General features: G+C 72.3%; 11 protein-coding genes. 5 read left to right on the forward strand and 6 right to left on the reverse strand.

Annotated features, from left to right (window positions below; all coding sequences use genetic code 11):
- Nucleotides 1-73: 73 nt before the first annotated feature.
- Nucleotides 74-1273: a M20 family metallopeptidase gene (locus tag ACIHCL_RS17100; protein WP_399862427.1), complete on the reverse strand. Its 1200-nt coding sequence runs from the start codon at nucleotides 1271-1273 to the stop codon at nucleotides 74-76.
- Between the two features lie 119 nt (nucleotides 1274-1392).
- On the opposite strand from ACIHCL_RS17100, the gene ACIHCL_RS17105 reads away from it, so the two are divergent.
- From ACIHCL_RS17105 to ACIHCL_RS17115, 3 genes are all read left to right on the forward strand, one after another.
- Nucleotides 1393-3891 carry a lantibiotic dehydratase gene (locus tag ACIHCL_RS17105; protein ID WP_399862429.1) on the forward strand — a complete coding sequence of 833 codons (2499 nt, stop codon included), beginning with the start codon at nucleotides 1393-1395 and terminating at the stop codon, nucleotides 3889-3891.
- Entirely contained in the window at nucleotides 3888-4745 is an 858-nt protein-coding gene (locus ACIHCL_RS17110; RefSeq protein WP_399862431.1) for a class I SAM-dependent methyltransferase, read from the forward strand. The genes ACIHCL_RS17105 and ACIHCL_RS17110 overlap by 4 nt, the downstream gene beginning before the upstream one ends.
- Before the next feature lie 81 nt (nucleotides 4746-4826).
- A complete protein-coding gene (locus ACIHCL_RS17115; RefSeq protein WP_399862433.1) occupies nucleotides 4827-11981 on the forward strand; it encodes a thioester reductase domain-containing protein in 7155 nt (2384 codons plus the stop codon).
- Nucleotides 11982-12052: 71 nt separating this feature from the next.
- Here ACIHCL_RS17115 and ACIHCL_RS17120 read toward each other — a convergent pair whose 3' ends face one another.
- Complete coding sequence (locus ACIHCL_RS17120; protein ID WP_399862435.1) at nucleotides 12053-13519, reverse strand: MFS transporter; 1467 nt, start codon at nucleotides 13517-13519, stop codon at nucleotides 12053-12055.
- 87 nt (nucleotides 13520-13606) lie between these two features.
- On the opposite strand from ACIHCL_RS17120, the gene ACIHCL_RS17125 reads away from it, so the two are divergent.
- Nucleotides 13607-14206: a TetR/AcrR family transcriptional regulator gene (locus tag ACIHCL_RS17125; protein WP_399862437.1), complete on the forward strand. Its 600-nt coding sequence runs from the start codon at nucleotides 13607-13609 to the stop codon at nucleotides 14204-14206.
- 579 nt (nucleotides 14207-14785) lie between these two features.
- On the opposite strand, the gene ACIHCL_RS17130 is transcribed toward ACIHCL_RS17125, so the two are convergent.
- Both ACIHCL_RS17130 and ACIHCL_RS17135 read right to left on the reverse strand, forming a co-directional pair.
- Nucleotides 14786-15367 (reverse strand): TlpA family protein disulfide reductase, encoded by a 582-nt coding sequence (locus tag ACIHCL_RS17130; protein WP_399862439.1) that lies wholly within the window; start codon nucleotides 15365-15367, stop codon nucleotides 14786-14788.
- Nucleotides 15364-15867: a hypothetical protein gene (locus ACIHCL_RS17135; RefSeq protein ID WP_399862441.1), complete on the reverse strand. Its 504-nt coding sequence runs from the start codon at nucleotides 15865-15867 to the stop codon at nucleotides 15364-15366. Before ACIHCL_RS17135 ends, ACIHCL_RS17130 begins: the two co-directional genes overlap by 4 nt.
- Nucleotides 15868-16387: 520 nt before the next feature.
- Between ACIHCL_RS17135 and ACIHCL_RS17140 the strand changes: the two genes are divergently transcribed.
- Complete coding sequence (locus ACIHCL_RS17140; RefSeq protein WP_399862443.1) at nucleotides 16388-16876, forward strand: DUF3515 family protein; 489 nt, start codon at nucleotides 16388-16390, stop codon at nucleotides 16874-16876.
- An 88-nt stretch (nucleotides 16877-16964) separates the two neighbouring features.
- On the opposite strand, the gene ACIHCL_RS17145 is transcribed toward ACIHCL_RS17140, so the two are convergent.
- Nucleotides 16965-17165 (reverse strand): SCO3870 family protein, encoded by a 201-nt coding sequence (locus ACIHCL_RS17145; protein WP_399862445.1) that lies wholly within the window; start codon nucleotides 17163-17165, stop codon nucleotides 16965-16967.
- Between the two features lie 328 nt (nucleotides 17166-17493).
- The gene (locus ACIHCL_RS17150) at nucleotides 17494-18150 is read right to left on the reverse strand and encodes a TOPRIM nucleotidyl transferase/hydrolase domain-containing protein (protein WP_399862447.1); all 657 of its coding nucleotides are present in this window, start codon (nucleotides 18148-18150) and stop codon (nucleotides 17494-17496) included.
- Between the last annotated feature and the right edge of the window lie 9 nt (nucleotides 18151-18159).

An 18159-nucleotide genomic window follows, 5' to 3' on the forward strand; every position in this document is an offset into this window, starting at 1 on the left:
CACCACCACGACCGGGGCTCCCGGGGCGCCGTCCCGGCCGGACGGGCGTCAGCCGGGAGCGGCCGGACGGGCGTCAGCCGGACGCGCGGGCCGCGGCACGGCGGGCCAGGTGGGCCGCCAGCAGGCGCTCCCGGGTCCGGTCGTCCTCGGCGGCCTGCGCCGCGGTCCAGGCGAGCGCCACGGCTCCCTGGAGCAGCGCCCGGTCGGCGGCCGGAGCCACGCACGCCTCGGCGAACTCCGGCTGGTGGTTGACCGCGCCCCCGCTGTCGATGCCGATGCTCGGGTGCACACTGGGCAGGGCCCGGCTCACATTGCCCATGTCGGTGCTGCCGGTGGGCATCGCGCGCTCGTCCTGCGGGGACACCAGCGGGCGGCCCAGCTCGGTGGCCGCGGCCCGGTACGCCTCCACCAGGAAGGGGTCGTGGGCCAGTTCGGCGTACGCGGGCGTGGACCGGACCTCGTGCGTACAGCCCGTGGCCACGGCACCGCCCTCGAAGCAGGCCCTGATGCGTGTTTCGAGACGTTCCAGGGACTCCATGTCGGCGGCACGGAGGTTGTAGAGGGCGCTCGTGCGCGCGGGCACCACATTGGGCACCTCGCCGCCCCGGGTGACGATGCCGTGCACCTGCTGCCTCGGCTCGAAGTGCTGGCGGCCCACGCCGACGGCGACCTCGGCCACGGTCAGCGCGTCGGCCGCGTTGATCCCCAGGTGGGGGGCGAGCGCGGAGTGCGACTCCTTTCCGGTGTAGCGGACTTCGAGCTCGACCAGTGCGAGGGGGCGGGGAGCGCAGTTGTCCTCGGGGGCCGGGTGAACGAGCATCGCCATCGACACATCGTCGAAGACCCCCGCCTCCAGCATCGTGATCTTGCCGCCGCCCTCCTCCTCGGCCGGGGTGCCCAGCACCATGACCGTGATGCCGAGTGCGTCGGCCACGTCCCTCAGCGCCAGCGCCGCGCCCACCGACGACGCGGCGATGATGTTGTGGCCGCAGGCGTGGCCGAGGCCCGGCAGCGCGTCGTACTCCGCGCACAGCCCGACGGTGAGCGGGCCGCTGCCGTAGCGGGCGGTGAACGCGGTCTCCAGGCCCCCGGCCCCGGGCTCGATCTCGAATCCCTCGTCCCGCAGCAGTCCGCTCACCTTGGCCGCGCTCCGGTGCTCCTGGAATGCGGTCTCCGGCTCGGCGTGAATACTCCTCGACAGCGCGATCAGCTTTTTCTCGGCACGGTCGACGCTTTCGCGGCAACGGCGCAACGTCCGAGACGAAATTCGCATCTCCATTTTCCCCTCCGGATTACCGGGTGCGTCGGCGGCTGGACGGCCAAACATTCCCTCGGTCATCCCTTTCCTACCGGAGCGGCGAATGAAAAGCGAGACCAGTCTGGAGAATTGACATGGCATCACTGACATGGAATGTGCGCGCGGGGAACGGGGAACTCTCCGTCGAGACGATGCCCTGGTCGCTGCTGCGGGCGACGGGTTTCCCGGCCGGCCTTCTGGACGGGCTCGCCTCCGAGGAACTGCTCACCACCGCTGCCGAGGTGCTGGCGGCCGAGGACGCCGTCGCCTCCGGGCGCGCGCACTTCGTGGACGAGCTCTGGCCGCGGCTGCGTGCGGCCGTACGCACCGTCGAACCGCGCCAGCGGTCCCTGCGGGCCCTCCAGAGCTGCCGTCGGCTGGTGGAGGAGGCCGCACCGCTGGACGAGCGATGCGAGGCGATCCTCACGGCCACCGGAGCGCCGCACTGGGCATCCGGGTGGAACGCCCTGGTCGCCGCGCTCGACGAGCGGCTGGCGGCGGCCCGGGAGGAGCTGGACGCGGCACTGTCGCGGGCCCGGCTGCGCACCGCCGAGGCCGCGGGCCGGGACGACTTCGGACACGCCGTGTTCGTGTCCAACCCGTCGTTCCACCGCACGGCGCTGGAGACCGCGCCGCTGGCCCATCCGGGCTGGGCCGAGGCACGGGACGGGGGCGTGGTGCCGCGTGCTCTGCGCCGCCGGGTCGACACCCTGCACCGCTATCTGCGCCGGTTCGCCACCAAGTGCGAGACGGTCTCGTTCTTCGGCCCGGTGCTGTTCGGCCGACTGCGGCCGGACCAGGAGGAGGCCCTGCTGACCGGCGCGCCGGGCCGGGAGAAGGTCGTGGTGGAGGCGAGCGCCTGGCTCGTGGAGGAGCTGCGCGAGCGGGCCGCCGGAGAGGTGCCGCTGACGCGGCAGCGCGTCTGGCCCAGTCCGCTGTTCCGCCGGCAGGGCCCGGACCCGGTGCTGGAACGGGCCGTCGACGGCCGCAGGTTCAAGGTCGCCGCCCCCGCCCTGGCCCTGTGGCAGGCCGCCGCGGCGGCCCCGGGGGGCCGTCTGGACACGCTCGTCGCCGCAGCCGGTGTCCTTCCCCCGGAGCGGGCGGCGGACGACGCGTACGCGGCCGAGCTGGTGAAAGCCCTCGGACCGGCGCTGCTCGTCTCCCCCTGGCGTCTCCCGGCGACCGAGCTGCACGCGCTGACCAGGCTGGCGGCCGAGCACCCCACGGCCGCGGTCGTCGAACTCGCGGAGGCCCGCGACGCGTACGCGGATGCGGCATGGCCCGAGCGGGCGGGCCATCTCATGGCCGCGCGGGCGGCCCGTGAGCAGGACGGCGGGCAGGTGTCGCGCGACAGCGGCAGGCACTACGCCGACCGCGAGCTGTTCCACGAGGACAGGTCGAGCCCGCTGAGCGAGCGGGTCGGTTTCGGCGCGCCGGTCGTGGACCGGATCCGGGAGGTCACCGAGGCGGTGTTCCCGCTCGCGTTCCTCGCGGCGCTGCTGGCCAGGGAGGACGCCCGCGACTCCTTGCGCGACGAGCTCCGGGGCTCGCCCGCTCCGCTGGCCGCGCTGGCCGTACGGGAGATCCCCGCCCGCTCGCCGCGCCGTGACCGGCTGGACTCGGTGCTGCGCGGCCTGGTCGAACGGGCCGTCGAGCGGGCGGGGACGGGCGACGGCCGTCCGTCCGTCGTGGAGCTGGGCCGCAGCGAGCTGGACGAGGCGCTGGCACCGCTGTGGGACACCGTCTCCTACGGTCGTGAGGACGCGTGCCTCCCGAGCCCGGACCTGATGGTGGCGGGTCCCGATCCGGCCACCGCCACCTGGGTGCTCTCGGAGCTGCACGACGACTGCAGCTCGATCTTCGGAGGGCTGGAGCGTCCGCTGCACAGCGACCCGGACGGCCTGTGGGGCGGGTTCAGCGAGCGGGTGGCGCGGGCTGTGCCGTCCGGGACGGCCGCGACGATCGTCTCGCGTCGGCGCAGTGCGCATGTGACGCCCGAGCTGCCCGGTGTCGCCATCGAACTGAGCGGTCTGTCGGACAAGGACCGGGCCGATGTGGTGCCGATCGCCGACGCCGTCGTCCCCGCTTCGGCGGACGCGGTGCTGGTCGACGGGCGGGAGCGGCTGCTCTACCCGGGCGACCTGTCGTCCACGCTGCACCGGGCGGTGTCCCGGCCCGCGCTGGTACCGGTGCCGGTCATTCTCGGGGCGTACACCCCCCGGATCGTGGTGGACGGTGTCGTCCTTCAACGTGCCCGCTGGCACCTGCACATTCCGGAGAGGACCGGGGACACCGTCACGCAATGGCTGGCCGTGCAGAGGCTCCGGGCCTCCCACGGAATTCCCCGCCATGTGTATGTGAAGCATCCGGCCGAACCCAAACCGCTGTACGTCGATTTCGCTGATCCGCTGTCGGTGCTCGATATCGCGCGGCTTCCCGAGGGAGAAGTCGTCGTTTCCGAAATGCTGCCGACTCCCGATCAATTGTGGTGGCGCGTCGCGGGAAAGCCGCATTGCGCCGAATTCCGTCTCGGCTGCATCGTGCGGCCGACGACGTCCGACGATCCGCCGACTCAGGAAGAGAGCGCATCATGACCGAGGACATCCGCATCACCTCCCTCGTGAGGGACGCCTACGACAAGTCCGCCGAGCAGTACGAATCCGCGGGCCAGATGATCTTCCATCCGCTCGGGAAGATGGTCGCCGATCTGCTGGAGCTCTCGCCCGGGGAGCGTGTGCTGGACATCGGCTGCGGGCGCGGTGCCTGCCTGTTCCCCATCGCCCACCAGGTCGGGCCGGACGGCTTCGTCCTCGGCATCGACCAGGCCCAGGGCATGGTCGACGCGTGCGCGGCGGACATCGCCGCCCGCGGGCTCTCGGGCCGGGCCCGTGCCGAGTTGGGCAACGCCCAGGGATTCGCCTTCGCCGAGCCCTTCGACGCGGCGAGCGCCGGTATGGTCCTGTTCCTGCTGCCGGAGGCGGAGAAGGCGCTGTCCTGCGCCGCTGCCGCCCTGCGCCCCGGTGGCCGGTTCGCCGCGACCACGTTCCCCACCGAGAACGGCAGGCTGGCCACGGGCTGGGAGTCCGCGGAGATTCTCGCGGGCGTGCTGGCCAGGTACCTCCCCGAGGGTGTCGACGACCCCTGGCAGGTGGTCCTGGGTCTCGGTGGCCCGCTGGTCAGCGAGGAGTCCACGGCCGCCGCCTTCCTCAAGGCCGGATTCGGCGATGTGCGGATCCGCCATGTCCCGGCGGACTCCCGCTTCGAGACCATCGACGACTACCTGGCCTGGACCAGGACCGTGACCACGCGCATGCAGTGGGACCTGGTGCCGCCGGAGCGGGTGGCCGAGGCGACCGACGAGGCGCGCGAGGCGCTGCGGGTGCTGGCGGGCCCCGACGGTTCCCTGGAGTTCTCCTGCCCGACCAGGACCGTGCTGGCCGTCCGCTGACGGCACGGCCGCAACCGCCCACCAAGCACTGAGCACAGAGCCGAGAGGTGCGATGACATGGCTCCTGATACGACCCCTTCCTTGATCCGTCCCTTGTCCGAACTGCTGGGCGGACATGCCGCCCGGATCGGGGACAAGGTGGCCTTCGCCGACGCCGGGCGCGGTGTCGGCTACCGGGAACTGGATCTGCGGACCTCTCGGCTCGCCGGGCATCTGGCCGCCCTGGGGCTGGAGAGCGGCGGCCGTGCGGCCGTCCTCATGGGCAACAGTGTCGAGGCGGTGGAGAGTTGCCTCGCCGTCATACGGGCCGGCGGCGTCACCGTGCCGATCAATCCGCAGGCGTCCGACGCCGAACTGGCCCATTTCCTGCGGGACTCCGGGGCATCGCTGGTGCTGTGCGACCCGGCGCGGCTCGACGTGCTGCTGCGGGCGGTGTCCGCGTCCGGTGTCCCCCGGCCGGCGATCGTGCTGACCGGCGACGCCCCGCCGCCGAAGGACGCGCCCGCCGGTATCATCGCGTACGAGACGCTCGCCGCAGCCGAGCCCGAGGGGCCGGCGCCCCGGGAGAATCCGCTCGACGCCCCGGCCTGGATGCTCTACACCTCGGGCACCACCGGCCGGCCCAAGGGCGTGCTCTACTCCCTGCGCAGTTCGCTGTGGCTGGTGGAGGCGTGCCATGTGGGCGTGCTCGGGATGTCGCAGGACGACCGGCTGCTGTGGCCGATGCCTCTCTTCCACGGTCTGGGGCAGAACCTGTGCGTCATGGGGGTCGTGGCCGTGGGCGCCGAAGCCCGGCTCATGAGCGGTTTCGCCCCCTCCGAGGTCCTGGACGCGCTGCGCGACGACGGTGTGACCTTCCTCGCCGGGGTGCCGACGACCTACCACTACCTGCTGGACCGCGCGCAACAGGAGCGCACCGAACTCCCCTCGCTGCGGCTGGGGTTCGTCGCCGGATCGGCCAGCGGGGCATCGCTGGGAAGCCGTTTCGAGGAGGCGTTCGGCGTCCCGCTCGTGGACCAGTACGGATCGACCGAGACGGGCGCGATCACCTCCAACCGGCCGACCGGTGACCGGGTCGCCGGATCGGCCGGCCCTCCCGTACCGGGGGTGGACGTCCGTCTGGTGGGCACCGGGTCCGGTGCCGAGGTGCCCGCCGGGGACGAGGGCGAGGTCTGGGTCGGCGGCCCCAACCTGATGCTGGGCTACCACGGTCTGCCCGACGCGACCGCCGAGGTGCTGCGGGACGGGTGGTACCGCACGGGCGACCTGGGGCGCCGGGACGCCCTCGGGCACGTGACGCTGACCGGCCGGCTCAAGGAGCTGATCATCCGGGGTGGCGAGAACGTCCACCCCGTGGAGATCGAGGACGTGGTGCGCACGGCGGCGGGCGTGGTCGACGCGGCGGTGGGCGGGGAGCCCCACGAGGTATTCGGCGAGGTGCCCGTCGCGTATGTGGTGCCGGGTCCCGAAGGGGTCGACGTCCAGGCGCTGTTCGAGCACTGCCGCGGGCTGCTGTCCTTCTTCAAGGTGCCGGAGAAGGTGTACGCGATCGAGTGCGTGCCCCGGACCGCGTCCGGGAAGATCACCCGGCATCTGCTGGCCGAGGCCGGTTCCCGGCTGCTCGGTGTGGCCACCGGTGGCGCGCCCGGAACGGAAACGGATGCCGGCCGCGAGCGCGGAGGCGGGCCCGGCGAGTGGGCGCACCGGCTCGCGGCCCTGACGGCGACCGAGCGGACCCGGACCGTCCTGGACCTGGTACGCACCGAGGTGGCTCGGACCCTTGGCGTCGCGGGCCCCGAAGAGGTGGCGCCGACACGGCCGTTCGTCGATCTCGGGCTCGGCTCCCTGGCCGTCGTGGCGGTCGGGCAGCGGCTGTGCGCACTGGTCGGGGCACGCCTCCCGGCGACCGCGGTGTTCGACCATCCGACTCCCGCGGCGTTCGCCGACCGCCTGGTCGGGGAGCTGACGGGGACGTCCGGCCCCCGCTCCCCCGTCGAAGCGCCGACGGCGGGCCGTACGGTCCCGCCCGGGAACGGCGGGAACGACGGGAACGACGACGAGCCGATCGCCATCATCGGCATGGCCTGCCGCTTCCCGGGCGGGGTGGAGTCGCCCGAGCAGCTGTGGGACCTGATCGCCGAAGGGAGGGACGCCACAGCGGACTTCCCCGCCGACCGGGGCTGGCCGCTGGACACGCTGTTCGACCCCGACCCCGACCACCACGGCACCAGCTACGCCTCGCGCGGCGGGTTCCTGACCGACCCGTCCGCGTTCGACGCCGGGTTCTTCGGCATCACCCCCCGTGAAGCGACCGCGATGGATCCCCAGCAGCGGCTGCTGCTGGAGGTCGCGTGGGAGGTCTTCGAGCGGGCGGGCATCGATCCGACCGGACTCGCGGGATCGGAGACCGGTGTCTTCGTCGGTACCAAGGGACAGACGTACAGCACGCTCGCCGCGCCCGCCTCCGAGTACGAGGGCCATCTCGGCTTCGTCACCTCGGGCAGTGTGCTGTCGGGCCGGGTGGCCTACACGCTGGGTCTCCACGGGCCCGCCGTCACCGTGGACACGGCTTGCTCCGCCTCCTTGGTCGCCCTCCACCTGGCCTGCGGCTCGCTGCGCTCCGGTGAGTCGCGGCTCGCGCTCACCGGCGGTGTCACGGTGATGGCGACCCCGGACGACATGATCACCTTCAGCAGGCAGCGGGGTCTGGCGCCGGACGGCCGGGTGAAGGCCTTCGCCGAGGGGGCGGACGGCACCGCCTTCGGCGAAGGAGTGGGCGTCCTGCTGCTCGAACGGCTCTCGGACGCGCGCCGGGCGGGCCACCATGTGCTCGCCGTGATCCGGGGCAGCGCGGTCAACCAGGACGGCGCCTCCAACGGGCTCACGGCTCCCAACGGTCAGGCGCAGCAACGGGTGATCCGCCGGGCGCTCGCCAACGCCCGGGTGGCCGCGGACGAGGTCGACCTCGTCGAGGCCCATGGCACGGGGACCACGCTCGGCGACCCGATCGAGGCCGAGGCGATCCTCGCCACCTACGGTCAGGGCCGGGACCCGGAGCGCCCCGTTTGGCTGGGGTCGGTCAAGTCCAACATCGCCCACACCCAGGCCGCCGCGGGTGTCGCGGGTGTCATCAAGCTGGTGCAGGCGATGCGGCACGCGGTACTCCCGGCGACGCTGAACGCCGACCGGCCGTCACCGCATGTCGACTGGTCCTTGGGGCACGTACGGCTGCTCACCCGGGCGCGGCCGTGGACGAGCGCCGATGGACGGCCCCGGCGTGCCGGTGTGTCCGCCTTCGCCATCAGCGGCACCAACGCGCATGTCGTCCTGGAGGAGACCCCGCACACCCCCGCCGCCACCGAGGACGTCCCTTCGCGGCCCGTCGCGGCCGTGCCGTGGCTGCTGTCCGCGAAGTCCTCCGCCGCACTGCGCGAGCAGGCCCGCCGTCTGGAGTCCTTCCTGCGTGCGGCGCCCGATCTCGTGCCCGTGGACATCGGACGCACCCTGGCCCTGTCCCGGGCCGGGCTCGAGCATCGCGCCGCCGTCGTCGCCGACGGTGCGAAGGGGCTGCTGCGCGGTCTGGGCGCGCTCGCGGAGGGTGAGCCCGCGGCCGGACTGGCCACGGGGCTCGCCGGGCCCGTCCGCACCACCGCGTTCCTTTTCACGGGGCAGGGTTCCCAGTGGGCGGGCATGGCCCGTGAACTGTACGAGGCGTTCCCGGTGTTCGCCGAGGCGCTGGACGCGGTGTGCGAGCGGCTGGCCCCCGACGTACGGCGACTGCTGCTCGCCTCCGGTGCCCCAGAGGAGCACGGCCGTCTCGATCGCACCGGCTTCGCCCAGCCGGCCCTGTTCGCCCTGGAGGTGGCGCAGTTCGCGCTGCTGCGGTCCTGGGGGGTGCGGCCCGACGCGCTCGCCGGTCACTCCATCGGCGAACTCGCCGCGGCGCATGTGGCCGGGGTGTTCTCGCTGCCCGACGCGGCCAGGCTGGTCACCGCCCGTGGCGAGCTGATGCAGGCACTGCCCGAGGGCGGCGCCATGGTCGCCGTGGAGGCCGCCGAGGAGGAGATACTGCCGCTCCTCGAAGGCTGGGAGTCCCGGATGGGGATCGCCGCCGTGAACGCGCCCCGGTCGGTCGTGGTCTCGGGCGACGCGGACGCCGTGTCGGAGGTCGCCCGCGTCCTGGCCGAACAGGGGAGCAGGACCAAGCGCCTGACGGTTAGTCATGCCTTTCACTCGCCCCGGATGGACGCGGTGCTGGAGGAGTTCGAGGCCGTCGCGCGCACCGTCGCCTACCGCACGCCCGACATCCCGATCGTCTCCACGGCCACCGGGGCCCTCGCCGGTGCGGAGCTGCTGACGCCCGCGTACTGGGCCGGGCAGCTGCGCTCGGCCGTGCGGTTCGCCGCCGCGGTGGGGACGCTGCGGGACCGGGGCACCGACACCTTCGTCGAACTGGGGCCGGACGGGGTGCTCACGGCCCTGGTGCGCCAGGTGATCGGCGACGCGGACCACCGTGCCCTGCCGGTGTCCCGTCGTGACCGGCCCGGCGCCGCGACCGCCGTCGGCGTCGCCGCCGCGCTCCACACCGCCGGCGTCCCGGTCGACTGGGCGGCCTTCTTCGAGGGCACCGGTGCCCGTCACGTCACACTGCCGACCTATGCGTTCCAGCGCAAGCGCCACTGGCTGCCCACGCCTGCCGCCCCCGCCCACGCGGCGGCACCGGCACCCGCGCCCGTCCAGGAGCCGACCGACGCAGCCGCCCCGGCCGGACGGGCACTCGAACCGGGCGAAAGCCCGGAGATCGCCGCCCGGCTGGCCGCCGTACTCGCCGGTATGGACGAGGAGAAGCAGCTGCTGCACATGATGGACCGGATCGCCTCCCGGGTCGCGGCGGTCCTGGGCCACGACGGCACGGACGACATCGGCCCCGATACGCCGTTCGCGGACATGGGTGTCGACTCCCTCATGGCCGTGGAGATGCGCAACCAGATCAGCGACTTCTGCGGGGTGAGCCTGCGTCCGACGCTCGTCTTCGAGCATCCGACCCTGGCGGTGCTCGCCGACCACCTGCTGGCGAAGGTCCTGGACGCGGTGTCCACCGTGCCGGGCTCCGACGAGGACGCGGTGGACTTCGCCGCCGAGGTCGTCCTGGCGGCGGACATCACCCCCGCCGACGAGGTGATCCGGGTCGTCGACGACCCGGGGGAGGTGTTCCTCACCGGCGCGACCGGCTTCCTCGGCGCGTACCTGCTGCGCGATCTGCTGCGTACGACCCGGGCGACCGTGCACTGTCTGGTGCGCGGGGCCGACGAGGCGGGCGCACGGGCGAGGCTGCGGAAGAACCTGGAGTGGTACGAGTTCTGGGACGACATCGACACGGATCGGCTGTCCGTGGTCGTCGGCGATCTCGCCCGGCCCCTGCTGGGACTCGCCCCGGACCGCTTCGACGCCCTCGCGCGCAGTGTCGACGCCGTCTACCACGCCGCGGCGACCGTCAACGGTCTCTACCCCTATTCGGCGCTGAGGGACGCGAACGTCACGGGCACCGCGGAAATCCTGCGGCTTGCCGCCCGGCACCGGACCGTGCCCGTCCACCACATCTCGTCCACGGGCGTGTTCGCCGCCGAGGCTGTCCCTGGAGTCGCCCTGAAGGTCACCGATCCGCCGGGCCCCGCCGAGGCGCTGTCCTCCGGCTACCGGCAGACGAAGCTGGTGGCGGAGCAGATCATCGGGCTTGCCAGGGAACGGGGTCTGCCGGTCGCGGTCTACCGGGTGGACGAGATCTCGGGCGACTCGGAGCGCGGCTTCTGCCAGACGCATGACTTCGTCTGGCTGAGCATGAAGGGGATCGTGCAGGCCGGTGCGGTGCCGGCGGATCCCGCGGGCATCTTCCACCTGGTGCCGGTCGATCACGTCAGCGCGGCCGTGCTGCGGCTGTCGCGCGACGAGCGGGCGGCGGGCCGCAACCACCACCTCGCGAACGGAACGCATCTGCCGTTCTCCGAGATGACGGACTCCCTGCGGTCCCTCGGCTACCGTCTGGACGAACTGCGCTGGGACACCTGGGTCGAGCGCATCCGCTCCGACCGGGACAACGCGATGGTCCCGATGATCGACGCGTTCGAGTCGACCATCTACAGCGGACGCAACCACTATCTGTCCGTCGACACCTCTCGGACCCGGGAACTGCTGGCGGGTACCGGCATCGCATGCCCGCCGATGACGCGTGAACTCTTCGAGAAGTACGTCGGGTTCTTCGTCCGCGTCGGCTATTTCCCCGAGCCGGGCGGCGGCGCCCCAAAGAGCGGCGGGGAGGGCCTCCGGGTCCGGGAAGCGGCGTGGGAGGACCTGCCGGCGATGGCGGGCATCTGCTTCGACGCCTTCAACACGCTGAACGCCTCGTTGGGGCTGCCGCCCGAGTGGTCCTCGGTGGACGCGGTGACGGAGATGTTCCGGGACCGGCTCGCGGCGCCGGGCTGCCTCGCCTATGCGGCGGTCGACGGCGCCGGAGCCGTGGTGGGCTCCAACTTCCTGGTCCTGGGCGAGTCGGTGGCCGCGTTCGGCCCCCTCAGTGTCGCGCCCGGCACGCAGGGCGGTGGGGTGGGTCGTCTGCTGATGGACGAGGTGGTCGCCGCAGCCGCTCGGCACGAGCGGGAATCCGTGCGTGCCGTACAGGTGACCAACAACCTCGGTGCGTACCGGCTGTACGCGTCGCTCGGCTTCGTACCGTGCGAGCAGCTCTCCGTGGTCGCCGGGTACGCGCCCCCCACCCCCGCGAACCTGGCGGGCTTCGCGGTGCGCGCGATGGCCGAGGACGACGTGCCCGCGTGCCAGGAGCTCTACCGCGCGGTGAACGGCCATGCGCGGGACGGGGAGATCCACATGGCCGCGAAACGGGCCTTCGGGTGGTCCCAGCCGTACGTCGTCGAGGACCGGGCGACCGGTGCGATCGCCGGCTACACCACGGGCCTGTCCGATCTGGGCCATCTGACGGCGGTCTCGGAGGCCGCGGTGCGGGCCCTGTACACGGGCGCGGGCGAGCTGATGCGCAGGGCGGCGCCCGACGGTCCGGCCCCTCGGCTGCGTATCCCGGGCCGGTTGTTGCCCGAGACTCTGAGCTGGGCGTTGCGTACCCGCGGCATGGCCCTGGAGCGGCTGGAGACGCTCGTCGTGCGCGGCTCGTACACGGCGCCGGGGGCGGGGGCGGGGGCCTACTGCCCCGGGCTGTCCTACTGACGCCCCGACACACGCAGAGCACGGCACGGGCCCGGCCGCGATGGCCGGGCCCGTGTCGTGCTTCCCGTACGTCAGATCGCCGCGACCGGCACGTCGTCCTGCGCGGAGCGGCCGATCCTGGGGACCGCCAGCAGTGTGATCACCACACCGAGCAGGGCGAATCCCGCTCCGACCGCGAAGGCCAGCCGGAAGCCCTCCGTCATCGCGTCCGCCATGGCCGCGCCGTCGGGCCGCTTGCCCCGCAGAAGCTCGCCGATGCGGGCGTTGGCCACCGATGAGAGCACCGCCAGGCCGAGCGCGCCGCCGATCTGCTGGGTCGTGTTGATGAGTCCCGAGGCGAGGCCCGACTCCTGGGGTGTCACACCGGAGACGGCGACGATGGTCACGGGCACGAACGAGAACCCGAGCCCCAGGGCCGCGACGACCGAGGGCAGCAGGACGTCCCCGGCGAACGTGCCGTTGGCGGGGATGCGGGTGAACAGCAGCAGTCCCACCGTGGTCAGCGTCAGGCCGGTGAGGAGGATGGGCCTGGGCCCGATCTTCGTCACCAACTGCGAGCCCACACCGGCCGCGATGATGCTCGCCACCGAGAAGGGCAGGTAGGACAGTCCGGCTTCGAGTGCGGAGAAGCCGAGCACCTGCTGGAGGTAGAGGGAGATGAAGAAGAACATCGACAGCAGCGCGGCGCCCACCAGCAGAGAGACCATGTTGGCGCTGGAGAGATTGCGATTGCGGAAGATGCGCAGCGGCATCACGGGGTGCTTCACGACGCGCAGTTCGACCACGGCGAAGACCAACAGCAGGACGCCCGACAGCACCAGGAGTCCGATGGTCCGGCCTGAACCCCAGCCGGCCCGCTCGGCGTCCACGAGCGCGTAGACCAGCACACTGAGACCGCCGGTCACCAGTGCGGCACCGGCGAAGTCGATTCCGGTGCGTTCATGGGCGCGGCTCTCGCGGACCAGGCGCGGGGTGAAGAGGGCGGCGCCGAGGCAGATCGGCACGTTGACGAACATCACCCACTCCCAGCCCGCCCACTCGGTCAGCACGCCGCCGAGCAGGACGCCGATGGCGCCGCCCGCTCCGGCGAGCGCACCCCATATGCCGAGGGCCTTGTTGCGCTCGGCGCCTTCGGTGAAGGTCGTGGTGACGATGGACAGTGCGGCCGGCGCGATGATCGCGGCACCGAGGCCCTGGCCGATACGGGCGGCGATCAGCCAGCCCGCGCCCGGCGCGAGGCCCCCGAGCAGCGAGGCGACAGCGAACAGACCGAGTCCGGTCACGAACACCCGTCGCCGGCCGAGCAGATCGGCGGTCCGGCCGCCCAGCAGCAGGAAGCCTCCGAAGGCGAGGGCGTAGGCGTTGACGATCCACTGGACGTTGGAGTCGCTGAAGTGCAGGTCCCGCTGGATCGACGGCAGCGCGACGTTCACGATCGAGGCGTCGAGGACCACCGTCAGCTGGGCCGCGGCCAGGACGACGAGCGCCTTCCAGCGAAGCGGGTCCGGGGATAAGACGGAAGTGGGAGGCGTGGCCATGGGAGGGATACGCTCCTGTGGGTTAAAGTGGTAAGCGGAATCGGATGTCCGGTTCCGGAAAATGACGATACGGAGGCGCGGTTCCCCTTGTCAAACACCCCACCCCCTTCCAGCGCACCCACCGGCGGCAAGCTGCGGGCCGACGCCGCGCGCAACCGGCTCAAGGTGCTCGACGCCGCACGGGCCGCCTTCTCCGAGTCCGGCCGGGACGCACAGATGGGTGATATCGCCCGCAGAGCGGGCGTGGGCATCGGGACCGTGTACCGGCACTTCCCGACCAAGGAGTCACTGGCGGAGGCGATCGTGGAGCACCGCTTCCAGCAGACCCTGGACTTCCTCAGGAACGAGGTGCTCCCCGACCCGAACCCCTGGAACGGCCTTGCCCGTTCCCTGGAGTTCTGCGGAACCATGCAGGAGCACGACCGCGGTTACGCGGAGACGGTCACGGCGATGGTCGGCGGCAGCACCTTCGACGCGCAGGCGATCGCGGAACTCAACGAGCTCACCGACAAGGTGCTCAAGCGGGCCCAGGCCGAGGGGTCGGTGCGCAAGGACCTGACCGTCGCGGACGTGTCGCCGCTCTACATCGGCCTCTGCCATGTCGTGCAGGCCGGGGTCACCGACTGGCGCCGCTATCTGGGCATCATCCTCGACGGCCTGCGCCCGCGACCGGAGCACGGTGCCTGAAAGCCCCTTGGAGCAGAACGGCCTCGCGGCTGCGTCGACGCCGAGGTGGTCGGTGCCGGCCGCGGTGGGCGGCGATGACCGTCCGCGCTCCGCTGGACGCCTTGGCCGCCTCGGAGGTTTCACGGACGAGGAGTTGTCCGGCCATCGATGACGGCCGGGCGACTCCTCGCACCTGTCGGGACCGGGATCGGCATTCCCGCCCCCGCCGTGCGACTCCTCGATCATGTCGCGAGAGACTGTTCGGATGAACGACCGCCGTCGCCCGCTGGGCACCGGACCCCGCCTCGACAACTCCGCGTTGTCGCCTGCCGCGCCACGCGCCGGCCTCGCCGCAGAACGCATCACCGCCATCGCGCCGGCCGTTGTCGAGCCGCCTGCCCCCGGGCCCCTGCCGGCCGGGCGCCGGCGCCTTCTCGGGCAAGGCCGCGAACACGGCGCCGGGCAACCGTCCGGGGAAGCCGACGCGGGAATGACGGGGACATGAGCACGCGCCCCATGGCGCCCCGCAGAGAGGCCACCGAGTACGCCTCACGGTGAGGGGCGGGACAGCCCTTCGCGTGCTGTTCCGGCTGCGTGCCCTCACGATGGGTGCCCCGCGGCGGCCAGCAGCGGGGCGATGACCTTCGCGATCTGCGGCTCCGTCACCGCTCCCATGCGGGTCGCCGCCACCTTTCCCTCCGGGTCGATGACGATCGTGAACGGGAGCGTCTGCGTGTTCACCAGGCCGTGTGGCAGCCTCAGGGCCTGCTTGCCCGCCGGATCGTGCAGGGACGGGTAGCCCGGACGGAACTCCTTCTGGAAGGCGAGTCCGTCGGCTCGGCTGCCGTCGTTGTCGAGCCCCAGTACCTGGACGCCGCGGACGCCCCACTTCTCCTGGATCCTCTTCAACTCGGGCGCCTCCGCCCGGCAGGGACCGCACCAGGAGGCCCAGGCATTGACCAGCACGACCTTGCCCCGGTAGCCGGACAGGTGGATCTCGTCGCCCTCCAGCGAGGTGCCGGAGAAGTCGGGAGCCGTGGGGCGTTCGCCCTCCTTCAGGATCCTGGTGAGCCGCTCCCCGGGCGTGGTGTCGCCGATCGGGTCCGGGGTCGAGCAGCCGGCGAGGATCGCACAGGCGGCGGCCACCGCCACGGCCGCGTGAGGGCGTCGGGTCGTCGTCATCGCCCGGCCGCATTCCGCTGGTCGTCCCCGTGGTCCCTGTGGTTCTTGCGGTCGCTGTGCGTCCTGTACCACCCGGCCCGGCTGAGAACGACCTCCAGGTGCCCCGTGCGCCACACGCACAGCAGCCACGCGGCGGGAAGTTGCAGCGTGAACAGCGCGTAGACCGCCATCATGGACGCCGTGTCCGCCGGGGCGTCGTCGCCACCGGCCCACGCCGACAGCCCCGAGCAGACCAGCAGCATCACCAGGTAGACGAACCCGTCGACCAGGACCACGCGCCAGCGCGGCAGCGCGGCCAGCAGCCCCCTGGCCAGCGTCAGGGACGCGGTGGCGGCCACGACGAAGACCGCATTCCACGGGTCCTTCACCCAGAGGGAGGCCCACCCCCCGAGGTCGCCGTAAGCGACCGCCCATGCCAGGTCCACGGCCGCCCCGGTCAGCCAGGACAGGACGACGACGGTGAGCGCGTAGGACACGGCGCTGCGCCAGGTGACGGTCACGGCATTCCCCTTTTGGTCACGGGACCCCGCGCGGCGGCGGCCCGCTTCACCGGTCATTGTCCTCCCCGTGCCGCGACGACCGTGACCGGGGCCGGGACACGGACCCCGGGGAACGGAGGCGGGGTCAGTGGCCGCCGCCGTCGTCGTCGATCGTGCCTGGGCAGGCAACGTTTGCCCGTCAAGGAGCGCGTCCGGTGCGTGCTCTCGGTGTGCAGGCCGGAAACCCTCGTACTGGACGTACTCGGGTTTTCGGCCGGTGCGGCGAGAGGGCGTGCCGGACGTCGCGACGGGGCGAACGTTGCCTGATGCGGCACTAGCTCGCGCATCGGCTGGAACGGTCGTTCTGCTCGCGCGACCGAACTCCGGCACGAACAACCGTCTCCACCAAGTCCCTTGGGGAGATGGCCAAAGAAGCGATGCCGGAGGGACATGAGTCCGGGCCGCCTCGATCGGGTCCTTCCCGGTGCCCTAACGTTGCGCCCGAACCAACCGCCCCCACCCCGGGAAGACGACGCCGAGCATGCCCTCCATCCGCCGATCGCGGCCCGCACTGATCGCGGGAGTGTGCGTCGTCGCCGCCGGCGCCGCCCTCACCGCCTACGCCCTCGCCGACACGGGTACCGATGCCGGAATACGCCCTGCCAAAGCCTCCGGCGCCCCGCACTGCCACCGCATCGCCGACGCCGCCCCCGCGTCCCTCGCCGGCCTGCCCCGCCGCGACAGCGACCTTCCCGGCATCGCCCTCTGGGGAGACCGCGCCATCGTGCTGCGCTGCGGTGTCACCCCTCCCGGGCCAACCGGCGACCCGTGTTTCGCCGTCGACGGCGTGGACTGGGTCATCGACCAGGCCCAGTCCACCGACAGCAGGAAAGTCGTCGTCACTTACGGCCGCACCCCGGCGACCCAGGTCGTCTTCGACGGCGCTGCGAAGACCGACGCCGCCTTGGTGAACCTCTCCAAGCTGGTCGCCCCCATCCGGCCGACGTCCCACTGCCTCGCGGCGGGGTGACCGGCCGGCCCCGCGCCCGCCCCGCGGCGGACGGGCACAACGCGTCGTGGGCCGGAGACGGCGACGCTCACAACCTGCGTCAAAGAACTCAGTTCGAGTGCGGCCGACCGTCCCGGACCCATGTCACCACGACCAGAGCTGCGGTGATGTACATCAGGACGCTGAAGGTGGTCACGGATTCGACGTACTGCTCATAGCCTTCTGCGCGCAGCTGAAGCGCGAGGGAGCCAAGCGCGGTCCCAAGCGCCGCGGTAGCGGCGGCCATGGCGACGAACGGGGCCTTCGTCATCGGTGCTTCCTCCAAACCACGAGACGATTGGTCAAGACCGAGACTACATGCCTGCGATGTCACTGCCGGAAGCGATGACGAGTGGTCACTCAAGCACCAAACACCCTCTCCCGGACGTCAGTTGAACTCGCGTTACAGCAGAAGAGCCACCGGCCCGGGGCTCACCGCACGAGTGCATCGATCCGCGGGGCGATGCGAGCGACAACGCTGCGGAACTCGGGCATGCCGAGGTGGACGGTGGTGTGCCGGGCTGCGAGGTCGGGGCGGCCACGAACGGTGGAGGCGGCGAGGAGGAGCCGGCACGGCGATGGCGTTGGCGTCGGCCGTGTCAGACGTGCGCGAGGAGGCGCTCCAGCGGCCGGGGAACGCGCTCGGGGCGCAGGTGCGCGACCAGCGCCTGAGCGTAGAGGGCCTTGCGGCCGCTGTGCGTGCCCATGAAGCGCCGCAGTTGGTGCTCCACGGGCCGTTCCCGCTGTGCCGGCTGGCCCTGGAAGGTGTGGAAAGGGCGCGTCTCGCCCTGGGCCTCGATCACCTGCTGCACACCCTCGGCCCCGATCGCGCGGATCAGCTCGTCCTCCAGGTCGGCGACGCACACATGGAACCCGAGTGTCTCCAGTTCGGCCTGCGTGATGTCGGATCCGAGCCCGACCCGCTCAAGATGGCGCCGGAAGTGCCGCACCTCGCCGATGTCGCAGAGACCGGCCAGCGGCAGGCCGAGCCCCGGGGGACCGCACACGTCCAGGAAACGCCCGATGCTCGTCGCGCCCCCGAGCGGGACGACCGCGACGCCCTCCGCACCGAGGTCGCGGCCGTAGCGCGTGGCCAGCGCTTCGAGCGCGACCTGGTCGCTGCTCCCTTCGACGAGCACGATCGTCCGCGCACCGCCGCCGGCCAGCTCCCGCGCCACCGCGGCGGCCTCCCCCGCCTCCGCTCCGCCGGCCGCCCACGCGACCAGGGCGAGGCGGAATCGTCTCAACTCGTCCACGCGCCCTCG

This window comes from Streptomyces sp. NPDC052042 (genome assembly GCF_044548345.1).
GTDB lineage: Bacteria > Actinomycetota > Actinomycetes > Streptomycetales > Streptomycetaceae > Streptomyces.